The following is a 14,647-nucleotide window of genomic DNA, read 5'->3' as shown; positions in this document are numbered from 1 at the left end:
GTCGGTAAATGTTGACTAATATGATCCGGGTAAAACAAATAAAATCCGGGTAATAAAAAATGCCTATGCAAACTTTCCCGCTCTGCACGGCTTTCGCAGTTCATCAGCGCATTGCTGCCGGTACTTACCCCGCAGTCGCCGAGGCACTTGCCGATCAAGCGTTGCCCGCCGGTAGCTTCCTGGTCTTCGATGATGCCACCGGCAGGCAGGTCGACTACCCGTGGCCGGCGGGCTATGCGCCGCAGCAACCTGCCCAGGCCCACATCGACGACGAGCCGCCCGCCACGCCCTCGGTGGGCCGCCCGAAGTTGGGCGTCGTCGCCCGGGAAGTCACCTTGCTGCCACGTCATTGGGAGTGGCTCGGCCAGCAGCGTGGTGGTGCGTCGGCTGCCTTGCGCCGGTTGGTGGATGAAGCGCGTATGGCTCATGCCAGCGCTGATCAATTGCGGCAGGCCAAGGAGGCCAGCTATCGCTTCATGAGCGCGATTGGCGGTAATCTGCCGGGCTTTGAAGACGCCTCGCGTGCGCTGTTTGCCCAGGACAGAGACGGCTTCTCGAACAGTATCGCGCACTGGCCGACGGACGTGCGCACCTACCTGGCCTGGCTGTCGCGCAATGCCTTCCCAGCCCAATAATCAAGGGGCTCAGACCTTCATGGACGTTACTCGGCAACGCCCCCTGTGGCAAATCTACCTGTTGTTCCTGGCACCGATGGTGCTGTCCAATTTCCTGCAAAGCTTTTCCGGTACCCTCAACGGCATTTACGTTGGCCAGATGCTCGGCACCCAGGCGTTGGCTGCGGTGTCGGGGATGTTTCCCATCGTGTTTTTCTTTATCGCTCTGGTGATCGGCCTGGGGGCGGGCGCCTCGGTACTGATCGGCCAGGCATGGGGCGCCAAGGAGACCGGGCTGGTCAAGGCGATCACCGGTGCCACCCTGACCCTGGGCGCGTTGGTGGGCCTGGTGGCCGCCGTGCTGGGCAGCCTGTTTGCGCGCCCGGCGTTGCAGGCGTTGGGCACGCCGGTGGACGTGCTCGACGATGCGGTGGGCTACGCCCAGATGATGATGTTGATCATGCCGTTGCTGCTGGTGTTCATCCTCTATACCCAACTGCTGCGTGGGGTCAGCGACACGATTTCGCCGCTCCTGGCGTTGATGGTCTCCACCCTGGTGGGCTTGCTGCTGACGCCTGCGCTGATTCGCGGCTGGATCGGCCTGCCGCCCATGGGCATCCAGAGTGCGGTGTATGCCGGGCTGGTGGGTAACGCCTTGGCGATGCTGTTTTTGATCCTGCGCCTGCGCCACAAAAACCACGTGATGGCGCCAGACCGCGAGCTGCTTGCCGCCTTGCGCCTGGACCGCGTCATCCTCGGCAAAGTCCTGCGCATCGGCCTGCCGACGGGCTTGCAGATGGTGGTGTTGTCGCTGTCGGAGCTGGTCATCCTGGCCCTGGTCAATGGTCACGGTTCCCAGGCCACGGCGGCCTATGGCGCGGTGACGCAGATCGTCAACTATGTGCAGTTCCCGGCGCTGTCGATTGCCATCACCGCGTCGATCCTCGGCGCCCAGGCGATTGGCGCCGGGCGCCTGGAGCGCATCGGGCCTATCCTGCGCACTGGGCTGGTGATCAATCTGTGCCTCACTGGTGGCTTGATCGTGCTCGGCTACGGGTTGTCCCACTGGTTGCTGGGGCTGTTCATCACCGACGACAGCGCACGGGTGCGGGCCGAACACCTGCTGCACATCATGCTCTGGAGCATTCTGGTATTCGGCTTCCAGGCGGTGATTGGCGGCATCATGCGCGCCAGCGGCGTGGTGCTGATGCCGGTGGCGATCTCGATCTTCTGCGTGCTCTGCGTGGAGTTACCAATGGCCTATCTGTTCAACGCCCACTTCGGGTTGGAAGGGGTGTGGATGGCATTTCCGGTGACCTACCTGGCGATGCTGGTGTTGCAGATCGCCTATTACCGGTTGGTGTGGCGGCATAAGCAGATCAAGCGGTTGGTGTGATAAAAAGCTGCGCAACTTGAAGCAAAGAAGGCATTAACGTCATGGCGAACCCCTACGCCGAATTATTCCAGGCCCCCGGTGCCCGGGCCTTCGTGCTCGCGGGCATGCTGGCACGCATGCCGATATCCATGACCGGCATCGGCCTGATCACCATGCTGTCCCAGGTGCATGGCGGCTATGGCCTGGCCGGTTCGGTGGCGGCGGTGTTTGCCCTGGCCACGGCGATTTGCGCGCCGCAAGTGTCACGTTGGGTGGACCGCTACAGCCAGGGCAAAGTATTGCCGATTGCCGCGCTGATCGGCGGCGGAGCGCTATTGATGTTGCTGCTGTGTACGCGGTTGCAGGCGCCGAATTGGACGCTGCTTCTGTTCGCCGCGCTGGCGGGCTGCATGCCCAATATGTCAGCCATGGTGCGGGCGCGCTGGACCGAGCTGTACCGTGGCCAGCCCAGGCTGCAAACCGCGTTTGCCCTGGAGTCGGTGCTTGATGAGGTGTGCTTCATCATCGGCCCGCCCATTTCGGTGGGGTTGAGCGTGGCGGTGTTTCCAGAGGCCGGGCCTTTGGTGGCTGCGCTGTTGCTGGCGGTGGGCGTCACCACCTTTGTGCTGCAACGGCAAACCGAGCCACCGGTGCACGCGCATCAAGGCGCGCATGGTCGCTGGCTGATTGCTTCGCCGTCGGTATTGATCCTGATGATTCTGCTGCTGGCCATGGGCGTGATCGTTGGCGTGGTGGATGTGGTCAGCGTGGCCTTCGCCCAGCATCAGGGCCAGCCGGCGGCGGCGAGTATCGTGCTGTCGGTGTATGCCATTGGTTCGTGCCTGGCCGGGTTGGCCTTCGGTGCCCTCAAACTCAAGGCGCCGCTACCACGCCAGTTCCTGTACTGCGGCGTAGCCACGGCGTTGACCACCTTGCCCTTGCTGCTGGTGAGCAATATTCCCGGCTTGGCCGCTGCGATCTTTATCTCCGGACTGTTCTTCGCGCCCACCTTGATTGTGTCGATGGCCATGGTGGAGCAGATCGTCCCGGCCAGCCGCCTGACCGAAGGCATGACCTGGCTGATCACCGGCCTGAGCATCGGCGTGGCCATTGGCGCCGCCAGTTCGGGGTGGATGATCGACCACTTTGGCGCCACCAGCGGGTTCTGGGTGGCGCTGGCGGCGGGGGCGGTGGTAGCGGGCTCGGCGGTGTTGGGTTACCGGCGATTAGGGTAAAGGGCTGGCCTCGCAGGTTTGGTTGAGCAGATCATTCACGGCTTCGCGAAAGGCCACTTCCAATGCGTGTTCGGTTTGGCCCTCATAACTCACCAGCGCGCTGATGTACAAAAGCCTGCCGAACAGGCAGTTGTCGTCAGCGCTGTATTCAATTGAGCCGTTATTGCCTTTGTATTGCAGTTGGCGATTCATTGCGCTGATTTCCCTCGTGTAGACGTCTGGATAACCTGACCTCGGCAAGCCTAGAGCGCACGCATCGCTAACCCTAGCGGTGGCGTACTGATTTTGCGTAGGACGCTTCCCGCCAGCCTGTATTCCCCGCGCGCAACCGCCACCCATCCCCCCGCTAATTTTTCCCCGCCCGGTTCGTTTTATAGGGACGACGTGCCTTTGTGCTTCCCGCCTATTGCCCCGGATTCCAAGAAATGAATGCTGAAGACTCCTTGAAACTTGCTCGCCGGTTTATCGGGCTGCCCCTGGAAAAACGCCAATTGTTCCTGCAAGCCTTGCAGAAAGAAGGCGTGGATTTTTCGAGGTTTCCGATTCCGGCAGGGGTGGAGGTGGAGGACCGCCAGGCGCTGTCCTACGCACAGCAGCGCATGTGGTTTCTATGGCAATTGGATCCGGCCAGCGGCGCCTACAATTTGCCCGGCGCGGTGCGTTTAAGTGGCGTGTTGAGCCTGCCAGCGCTGGAGCAAGCGTTCGCCAGCCTGGTGGCGCGTCACGAAACCCTGCGCACGGTGTTCCAGCGTCAGGCCGATGAGCGGCTGGCGCAGGTGGCGGTGGAACCGTCGGTGACCGTCGAGCACCTGGACTTCACCGCCTTGGCCGTCGATGCGCGGGAGCAGGCCGTCAACGCCGCCGCCACCCGTCAATCGCTGTTGCCGTTCGACCTGGAACATGGGCCACTGCTGCGCGTGCAACTGCTCAAGCTTGCCGAGCAGGAACACGTGTTGCTGCTGACCCTGCACCACATCGTCTCCGACGGTTGGTCGATGAACGTGCTGATCGACGAATTCATCCGTTGCTATGACGCCCATGAGCGCAACGAAACGCCCCAACTGCCAGCGCTGCCCATCCAGTACAGCGACTACGCCCTGTGGCAGCGCCGCTGGCTGGAAGCGGGCGAGCAGGCGCGCCAGTTGGAGTACTGGCAGGCTCGCCTGGGTGATGAGCATCCGGTACTGGAATTGCCCACTGATCACCCGCGGCCGGCCATGCCCAGCTACCAGGGCACACGGCATAACTTCGCGATTGAGCCGGCACTGGCCGTGCAACTGCGCAGTTGCGCGCAAAAACACAACGTCACCCTGTTCATGCTGCTGCTCGGTGCCTTCAATGTGCTGTTGCACCGCTATACCGGCCAAAGCGACATCCGCGTCGGTGTGCCGATTGCCAATCGCAATCGCACCGAAGTCGAGGGGCTGATCGGGTTCTTCGTCAACACCCAGGTGTTGCGCACCGAACTGACCGGGCAAACGCGGGTTGCCGAGTTGCTGCAAGGTATCAAGGAGCATGCCCTGGGCGCCCAGGCCCATCAGGAGTTGCCCTTTGAACGTCTGGTTGAAGCGCTGAAAATCGAGCGCAGCCTGAGCCACACGCCGCTGTTTCAGGTGATGTATAACCATCAGCCGGTAGTCGCCGACATCGCCTCGGTCAGTACCGCATCGGGGCTGGAATTGGCCCTGGTGGAATGGCAAGGCCGCACCACCCAGTTCGACCTGACCCTGGACACCTACGAAAAGTCCGGCACCCTGCATGCCGCGCTGACCTACGCCAATGACTTGTTCGATACGCCCACCATCGAGCGCATGGCCCGGCATTGGACCCGCCTGCTGCAGGCCATGGTGCTCGATGGCGAACAGCGCATCGGCGAATTGCCCATGCTTGATGCGGATGAACAGCAACGGCTCGTTCACAGCTGGAACCAGACCGCCGAGACGTACCCGACCGAACGCGGCATTCATCACCTGATCGAAGACCAGGCGCGGCGCAGCCCTGATGCACCGGCGCTGGTGTTCGGTAGCACCACCTTGACCTACGCCCAACTGGATGCGCGCGCCAACCAGTTGGCCCATGCCTTGGGCGAGCAGGGCGTAGGGCCGGACGTGCTGGTGGGCATCTGCATCGAGCGCTCCATCGAGATGGTGGTTGGCCTGCTGGCGATTCTCAAGGCCGGTGGCGCCTACGTGCCCCTCGACCCTGAGTACCCCCAGGAACGCCTGGCCTACATGATCGAAGACAGCGGCATACAACTGCTGCTCAGCCAGCAGAGCCTGCTGGCGTCGCTGCCCGTCGCCGGTATCCAGGTGATTGCCCTGGACCAGCCGGCGCTATGGCTCGACGGCTACAGCAGCGAATCGCCGAATGTGGCCTTGCATGCCCTTAACCTGGCCTACGTGATCTACACCTCGGGCTCCACCGGCAAGCCCAAAGGCGCCGGCAACAGCCATCGCGCCTTGGTCAACCGCTTGAGCTGGATGCAGCAGGCGTATGGCCTGGGTGCCAATGACGCGGTCTTGCAGAAAACCCCGTTCAGCTTCGACGTGTCGGTGTGGGAGTTCTTCTGGCCGCTGATGACCGGCGCACGCCTGGTGGTCGCGGCGCCTGGGGAGCACCGTGAACCGGCGCGCCTGATTGACACCATTGGCCGGCACGCCATCACCACCTTGCACTTTGTACCCTCGATGCTGCAGGCGTTTATCCATGAACCGGGCGTACAGGCGTGCGCAAGCCTCACGCGTATCGTCTGCAGCGGCGAAGCCTTGCCCCTGGATGCGCAACAGCAAGTGTTCGCCAAGTTGCCGACTGCGGCGCTGTACAACCTCTATGGCCCGACCGAGGCGGCCATCGACGTCACGCACTGGACCTGCATCGACGAAGGCGCCGACAGCGTGCCCATCGGCCGCCCGATCGCCAACCTCGGCACCTACGTGCTGGACGCGCAACTCAACCCGGTGCCGGCTGGCGTCAGCGGCGAACTCTACCTGGGCGGCGTTGGTCTGGCGCGCAGTTACCAGCGACGCCCGGCGTTGACCGCCGAACGTTTTGTGTCTAGCCCGTTCGTGACGGGCGAACGCCTGTATCGCACCGGTGACCGCGTGCGCCAACGTGCCGATGGGGTGATCGAATACCTTGGCCGTCTCGATCATCAGGTCAAGTTGCGTGGCTTGCGTATCGAGCTGGGCGAAATCGAAGCACGCCTGATGCAGCATCCACACGTGCGCGAAGCCGTGGTGCTGGTACATGGCGGCAAGCAGTTGGTCGCCTATCTGGTGCACGCAGGCGAGGCGCCAACGGACCTCAAGGCCTGGTTGCTTAGCAGCTTGCCGGAATACATGGTGCCGACGCATTTCATTGCGCTGCCCAAGCTGCCGGTGACCGCCAACGGCAAGCTCGACCGCAACGCGTTGCCAGTGCCGGACGCGGCATTGCAACAGGCGTTTGTGGCGCCACAAGGCGACCTGCAAACAGCCCTGGCCGCCATCTGGAGCGACGTGCTGGGCGTTGAGCAGGTCGGCCAGGACGATAACTTCTTCGAACTGGGCGGCGATTCGATCATCTCCATCCAGGTGGTCAGCCGCGCCCGTCAGGCCGGCATTCGCCTGAGTCCGCGTGACTTGTTCCAGTACCAGAGCATCCGCAGCCTGGCGCTGGTGGCGCGCTTCGAGCAGGTCAGCCTGATCGACCAGGGCCCGGTCAGCGGCGAGGTCATGCTGACGCCCGTCCAACACAGCTTTTTCGACCAGCCGATCCCGGCGCGGCATCACTGGAATCAATCCTTGTTGCTGGTGACCGGCGAGGTGCTTGAGCCTGTACGGTTGGAAGCAGCGCTGGCGCGGTTGATCCAGCATCACGACGCCTTGCGCCTGCGTTTTGTGCAGCAGGCTGACGGCTGGCAGCAGAGCCATGCCGCCTACGTCAGCGAACCGCTGTTGTGGCAATGCCAGGCCAGCACCGACGCCGAGTTGGCGGCGCTGTGTGATGAAGCCCAGCGCAGCCTTGACCTTGCCCAAGGCCCACTGTTGCGCGCCGTGTTGATGAGCATGGCCGATGGCGGCCAGCGTGTGCTGCTGGTGATTCACCACCTGGTGGTGGATGGCGTGTCCTGGCGCATCCTGCTTGAAGACCTGCAACAGGCCTACCGCGAACAGGCGCTGCCGGCGAAAACCAGTGCCTATCAGCACTGGGCGCAACAGTTACACAGCCACGCGCAGACCCTCGATGAGCAACTGCCGTACTGGCAAGCTCAGTGCATCGACGCGGAACTGCCGTGTGATCACCCCGAAGGCGGCCTGCAAAACCGCCTGGGCGCCAAGCTGGAAACGCGCCTCGATGCCGAGCAAACCCGCCGCTTGCTGCAAGACGCACCAGCGGCCTATCGCACCCAGGTCAATGACCTGTTGCTGACCGCCCTGGCACGGGTGATCAGCCGTTGGAGCGAGCAACCGGCTGCGCTAATCCAGCTGGAAGGTCACGGCCGTGAAGACCTGTTCGACGATATCGACCTGAGCCGCACCGTCGGCTGGTTCACCAGCTTGTACCCAGTGCGCCTGCACGCCGAAGGCGAACTGTCGGCGGCGATCAAGTCGGTGAAGGAGCAACTGCGCGCCGTACCGAACAAAGGCATTGGCTACGGCCTGTTACGTTACCTCGGCACGCCTGACACCCGCGAAGCGTTGTCGACCCTGGCCGCGCCGCGCATCACGTTCAACTACCTGGGCCAGTTCGACCGCCAGTTCAACGAATCGGCACTGTTCGTGCCGGCCAGCCAGGGCAGTGGCCAGGCCCAGGATCCAGAGGCACCGCTGGCCAACTGGTTGACGGTGGAAGGGCAGGTCTATGGCGGTGAGCTGTCGCTGCAATGGGGGTTCAGTCGAGAGATGTTCGAGGCGGCGACTGTTCAGCGGCTGGCGGATGATTATCGGCAAGAGCTGCTGGCATTGATTGCGCATTGCATCGACCCGCAACAAGGCGCTCTCACTCCGGCCGATGTAGCGCTGACCCGGCTGACCCAGCAGCAATTGGACGAGCTGGCGCTGCCGGCACGCCAGGTGCAAGACCTGTATCCGCTCTCGCCGATGCAGCAGGGCATGTTGTTCCATAGCCTCTATCGGCAGGGCGAGGGTGATATCTACGTCGGTCAACTGCGCGCCGATGTGCAGGGTATCGATGTGGCGCAGTTCCAGAGCGCGTGGGCGCAGGTACTTGCGCGGCATGACATGTTGCGCACTGCATTTGTGTGGCAGGACGACCAGGGGCAGGCCCTGCAAGTGGTGTATCGTCAGGTCAGCCTGCCGTTTACCGAATACGACTGGCGCGGGCGTGAAGACCTTGGCGCAGCATTGGATAGCCTGGCCACCGAACATCACCGCCAAGGCTTCGAACTGGCCCGGCCGCCATTATTGCGGGTGGCACTGGTTCGTAGCGCCGAAGATCGTTGGCACCTGATTTACACAAGCCACCACATCTTGATGGACGGCTGGAGTAACGCGCTGGTGCTCAACGAGGTACTGCAAGCCTGCAAGGGCCAGACCTTGCCGCCGGTTGGCGCGGCGTTTTCCCAGCACATTGCCTGGTTGCAGCAACAGGACCCGATGGCGGGGGAGAGGTTCTGGCGTCAACGCTTGGAGCAGCTGGACGAACCGACGCACCTTGCGCGCAGCGTGACCAGGACCGCAGTGCAGAGTGCCGGTGAATATGGGGAAGTTCACTGCGAACTGGATGAGGAACAGACCCGACGCATGGTCGCCTTCGCGCGAACTCATCAAGTAACGCTCAACACGCTCGTGCAATCAGCGTGGTTATTGTTGCTGCAACGCTATACCGGCCAGGCCAACGTGGCCTGCGGGGTGACGGTATCGGGGCGTCCGGCGCAGTCGGTGGGCGTCGAGCAGCAGGTCGGCCTGTTCATCAACACCTTGCCATTGATCGCGGCGGCCAATCCGGCGCAGAGTGTCATCGACTGGGTGAGCACGATACAGGCGCTTAACCTGCAAATGCGCGAGCATGAGCACACACCGCTGTTTGATATCCAGCGCTGGGCGGGTTCGGCCGGTGAGGCGCTGTTCGATACCTTGGTTGTGTTCGAAAATTTTCCGGTGGCCAAGAGTCTGCAGCAGTCGTCCGAGGGCGGGCTACGCTTCAGCGGCGTCAGCCATCAGGAACGTACCAACTACCCACTGACTCTTACCGTACATGGCGGCCAGCGCTTGAACCTGCACGTGGAGTACCTGTGCGCGGATTTTGCCACCGATGCGGTGCAACACATCGCGGCGTACCTGCAAGGTCTGTTGCAGCAGTTTGTCGACTCCCCTCAGCAAGCCCTCGGCGCTATACCTTTGCTGCTTGCCCATGAACATCTGCGTGTGGTCCATGACTGGAATCCGCGTCACGTCGCTCAACCGGCACAGGCCAGCGTGTTACAGCGCTTCGAGCAACAGGCGCAGCTTTACCCGGATAACGTCGCGCTGATCCTTGATCAGCGACGCATGACGTACGCCGAGCTCAACATGCGCAGCAATCGTCTCGCTCATCGGCTGATCGATTTGGGCGTCGCAGCTGACAGCTTAGTGGGTGTCGCGGTGGACCGTTCCCTGGAAATGATTGTGGGCCTGCTGGGGGTGCTCAAGGCCGGCGGCGCCTATGTGCCACTGGATCCGAAATACCCGGCCGATCGCCTGCAATGCATGATCGAGGACAGCGGCCTGAAATTGCTGCTGACCCAGCAGCCACTGGTCGAAGGGTTACCGATCACCGACAACCTGGCCCTGGTGTGCCTGATCGACGCGCCCGGCTGGCTTGCTGACTACAGCGCGCAAAATCCGTCGCCGCGTGCCCAGCCCGGCAACCTGGCCTATGTCATGTTCACCTCCGGCTCTACCGGCCGGCCCAAAGGTGTGGGTATCGACCATGCTTCCCTGGCACGGCATGTGGAAGTGTTCAGTGAGTTGTTTGCAGTGGCGCCTCATGATCGTGTGCTGCAATTTGGCACCTTCAATTTCGACGGTTTCGTCGAGCAGTTGTACCCGGCCTTGTGCTGTGGCGCAGCTGTAGTGGTACGTGGCGGCGAGCTGTGGGACAGCGACACCTTCTACCAGCAGCTGCTTGACCACGACATTTCCGTGGTCGACCTGACCACCGCCTACTGGTTGCAACTGGTGCGCGATTTTGCCGAGCGGGGCCCGCGCGATTACGGGCGCTTGCGCCAATTGCACATCGGTGGCGAAGCGATGCCGCCGGAAGGGCTGAATGCTTGGCGCGAAGCAGGCTTGCAGTCTGTGCGGCTGCTCAACACTTATGGTCCGACTGAGGCGACGGTGACCGTCACCGCGCTTGATTGCGCAACCTACGTGGAGGGGCGTGAAGCCTTGCCGTCGATGATGCCTATCGGGCGGGTGCTTGATGGGCGCGCCATCTACCTGCTGGATGCCAACCTCAATCCGGTGCCGGTGGGGGTCGCGGGCGAACTGGTGATCGGTGGACCCTTGCTCGCGCGCGGCTATTTCAATCGCCCCGACCTGACAGCGCACCGTTTCATCCCCGATCCATTCTGCACCGGCGGGGCGGGGCGCCTGTACCGCACCGGCGACCTGGCACGCTACCGCGCCGATGGCATGATCGAGTACGTGGGGCGCATCGACCACCAGGTGAAAGTGCGTGGTTTCCGTATTGAATTAGGCGAAATTGAAGCGCGGCTACTGGCCCAGGCCACTGTGCGCGAAGCCTTGGTGATCGCCGCTGATAACCAGTTGGTGGGCTACATTGTGGCGAAACAGACGCTGTCCGAACCCGCGTGGGGCGCCTTGCGTGAACAGCTAAAGACTCGCCTTCGCAAGGAATTGCCGGACTACATGGTGCCCGCGCATCTGGTATTGCTCGATCGGTTGCCCCTGAGCCCCAACGGCAAACTGGACCGCGCTGCACTGCCCAAGCACGATGTCAGCCAGCCACTGGCCCACTGGATTGCACCGGTGAGTGTCGTGGAAAAGCAAGTCGCTGCGATCTGGGCGCAGGTACTGGGTTGCGAGCGGGTTGGTCTCAGTGATCACTTCTTCGAAATGGGCGGACACTCGCTGTTGGCGACGCAGGTGGTGTCCCGTGTGCGTCATGGCTTGGGTATCGAGGTGGCGCTCAAGACGTTGTTCGAGCAGCCGTTGCTGGCGGATTTCGTTACTGCGCTGGGCCACGAGAGTGACTCGGCACCCAAGATGACGGCGGTATCGCGTGACCAGCCCTTGCTATTGTCCTATGCCCAGGAGCGTCAGTGGTTCCTGTGGCAACTGGACCCCGCAAGCGCCGCCTATCATGTGCCGAGCACTCTGCGCCTCATCGGCCAGCTGGACAAGGCCGCCTTGCAGCGCGCCTTCGATACGCTGGTGATGCGTCATGAAAGCCTGCGTACTCATCTGCATCAGGCCGCCGAGGGCACGGTACAAATCATCAGCCCGCAGGCACGCATTCCGATAGCCTCAATGGACGCCGATCAGGCAGGGTTGAAGGCGATGGTCGAAGCGTTGATCACCCAGCCATTCGATCTGCGCCAGGGCCCGCTGATGCGCATCAGCCTGTTGCGTTTGGCTCCAGAGGAACACGTGCTGGTGCTGGTGCAACATCACGTCATCTCTGACGGCTGGTCGATGCAAATAATGGTCGACGAACTGGTGCAACTCTACGCCGCGTTCAGCCAAGGTCAGGCGTTGGACCTGCCGCCGCTGCCTTTCCAATATGCCGACTACGCAATGTGGCAACGCAACTGGATGGAGGCTGGGGAAAAGGCTCGTCAACTCGATTACTGGCGCGATCTGCTCGGCGGTGAGCAGCCAGTATTGGAGTTGCCGTTTGATCACCAGCGTCCAGCCGTGCCTACCCATCGCGGTGCACGTTTGAATATCGCGCTGCCGACGCCGTTGGTCGATAGCCTCAAGCACCTGGCCCGGTGCGAAGGCGTCACGCTGTTCATGCTGTTGCTGGCGTCCTATCAAGTGTTGCTGCATCGCTACAGCGGCCAGCAGGACATCCGTGTCGGCGTGCCGATCGCCAATCGCAACCGTGTCGAGACCGAACGCCTGCTTGGCTTTTTCGTCAACACCCAAGTACTCAAGGCTGATATCGACGGGCATGCCACCGTCCGCCAAGTGCTCGCACAGGTCAAGCAGCGCGCGCTGGAGGCCCAGGCCCATCAGGATCTGCCGTTCGAGCAACTGGTGCAGGCCCTGCAACCTGAACGCAGCCTCAGCCTGAGCCCATTGTTCCAGGTGGCGTTCAACCACCATATCAGCCTGTCCGGCCGCCATTTGCAGCGCTTGGCGAAGTTGCACATGAGCCCGGTGAGCTGGGATGAAGCGCTAGCGCAATTCGACCTGACCCTGGATATTGAGGAGTCCGAGGACCAGTTGAATGCTTCCCTGAGCTACGCCACAGACTTGTTTGATGCCGCCACCATGGAACGCATGGCGCGGCACTGGCAAAACCTGTTGCAGGCCATGATTGCTGATCAGCAGCAGACAATTGGCCAGTTGAACCTGCTCGGTGCCGACGAGCAACAGCACATTCTGCAGCTTTGCAATCGTACCGACTCAGGCTTTTCGGCCCAGCGCCTGGTGCACGAGCTGGTGGCCGACCGTGCCCGTGAGAATCCGGCAGCAATCGCCGTGAAATTCGACGCGCAAACCCTGACTTATGGCGAGCTGGATTGCCAGGCCAACCGCCTGGCCCATGCCCTGGTTGCCCGTGGCGTTGGCCCGGAAGTGCGGGTGGCCATCGCCATGCCGCGCAGTGCCGAGAGCATGGTGGCGTTCCTGGCGGTGATGAAAGCCGGTGGCGTGTATGTGCCGCTGGATATCGAATACCCACGTGATCGCCTGCTGTACATGATGCAAGACAGTCGTGCGCAATTGCTGCTGACCCACAGCCGTGCGTTGCAGCAGCTGCCGGTCCCCGAGGGCCTGGATACCCTGGCGATTGATCGCACGGAAGAATGGGCCGGTTACAGCGATACAGCGCCGGATGTGGCGCTGGACGGCGACAACCTCGCCTACGTTATCTACACCTCCGGTTCCACCGGTTTGCCCAAGGGCGTGGCGGTGTCCCACGGGCCGTTGGTGGCGCATATCATCGCCACTGGCGAGCGTTATGAAACCTCACCAAGCGATTGCGAACTGCACTTCATGTCGTTCGCCTTCGACGGCTCCCACGAAGGCTGGATGCACCCGCTGATCAACGGCGCCAGCGTGTTGATCCGTGATGACAGCCTATGGCTGCCGGAATACACCTACGAGCAGATGCATCGCCACAACGTGACCATGGCGGTGTTCCCGCCGGTGTACCTGCAACAGTTGGCCGAACACGCCGAGCGCGACGGCAACCCGCCGGCGGTGCGGGTGTATTGCTTCGGTGGTGATGCCGTTGCTCAAGCCAGCTATGACCTGGCGTGGCGCGCGCTGAAACCCAAATACCTGTTCAACGGCTACGGGCCTACCGAAACCGTGGTTACGCCGCTGCTGTGGAAGGCACGCAAAGGCGACCCCTGCGGCGCTGTCTATGCGCCCATCGGCACCTTGCTGGGCAACCGCAGTGGCTACGTGCTGGATGCGCAACTGAACCTGCAACCCATCGGCGTGGCCGGCGAGCTGTACTTGGGCGGCGAGGGCGTGGCCCGGGGTTACCTGGAGCGTCCGGCACTGACTGCCGAGCGTTTCGTACCGGACCCGTTTGGCAAGCCCGGCAGCCGCGTGTATCGCAGCGGCGACCTGACGCGTGGGCGTGCGGATGGCGTGGTGGATTACCTGGGGCGTGTTGACCATCAGGTGAAGGTCCGGGGCTTCCGTATCGAACTGGGGGAAATCGAGGCGCGTCTGCGTGAACAGGACAATGTCGGTGAAACCGTGGTGGTGGCTCAGGACGGCCCGACCGGTAAGCAATTGGTGGCTTATGTCGTACCGGTAGAGTCGGTGGGTGACGAAGCCGTATGGCGCGACGCCCTGCGCCGCGCTCTGAAAACACGCCTGCCGGATTACATGGTGCCAGCGTACTTCGTGTTCCTGGCGCAGATGCCACTCACGCCCAACGGCAAGCTCGACCGCCGTAGCCTGCCCGAGCCGGACGCAAGCCAACTGCAACAACACTACGTGGCGCCGCAAACCGAGCTTGAACAGCAGATTGCCGCGATCTGGGCCGACATCCTGCACCTGCCGCAAGTGGGCCTGAACGACAACTTCTTCGAAATCGGCGGCCACTCTTTGTTGGCTATCCAGATCACGTCCCGCGTCCAGGCCGAGCTGGGCTTGGAAGTGCCGCTGGTGGAAGTGTTCCAGACCGATTCCTTGCGCGCCTATGTCCAGGCTGCTGCCACTTTCCGCGCCGGCACCGCGGAAGACTTTGATGATCTTCGTGACTTTTTGAGCGAACTAGAGGCGATTTGA

The 14,647-nt window shown here is 62.4% G+C and carries 5 protein-coding genes; 4 read left to right on the top strand and 1 reads right to left on the bottom strand.

Translation table 11 applies throughout. The annotated features are described in order from the left end of the window. Positions 1-59 precede the first annotated feature (59 nt). The 3 genes from V8689_RS16295 to V8689_RS16285 are packed head-to-tail and all read left to right on the top strand — an operon-like array spanning position 60 to position 3,224. A complete protein-coding gene (locus V8689_RS16295; protein WP_056783806.1) occupies positions 60-635 on the top strand; it encodes a DUF2239 family protein in 576 nt (191 codons plus the stop codon). A 19-nt stretch (positions 636-654) separates the two neighbouring features. Further along, on the top strand, positions 655-2,010 hold the full coding sequence (locus V8689_RS16290; RefSeq protein WP_056783808.1) for an MATE family efflux transporter: 1,356 nt from the start codon (positions 655-657) through the stop codon (positions 2,008-2,010). A gap of 41 nt (positions 2,011-2,051) precedes the next feature. Then, a complete protein-coding gene (locus tag V8689_RS16285) occupies positions 2,052-3,224 on the top strand; it encodes an MFS transporter (RefSeq protein WP_056783812.1) in 1,173 nt (390 codons plus the stop codon). Here the strand turns inward: V8689_RS16285 and V8689_RS16280 are convergent. Then, on the bottom strand, positions 3,216-3,416 hold the full coding sequence (locus tag V8689_RS16280; RefSeq protein ID WP_056783815.1) for a hypothetical protein: 201 nt from the start codon (positions 3,414-3,416) through the stop codon (positions 3,216-3,218). The genes V8689_RS16285 and V8689_RS16280 overlap by 9 nt on opposite strands. 233 nt (positions 3,417-3,649) lie before the next feature. On the opposite strand from V8689_RS16280, the gene V8689_RS16275 reads away from it, so the two are divergent. Beyond that, entirely contained in the window at positions 3,650-14,647 is a 10,998-nt protein-coding gene (locus V8689_RS16275; RefSeq protein WP_314691744.1) for a non-ribosomal peptide synthetase, read from the top strand.

Source organism: Pseudomonas sp. AK181, assembly GCF_051122975.1.
Classification (GTDB): Bacteria; Pseudomonadota; Gammaproteobacteria; order Pseudomonadales; family Pseudomonadaceae; genus Aquipseudomonas; species Aquipseudomonas lactis.
This window is presented reverse-complemented; position numbering and strand designations above follow the sequence as displayed.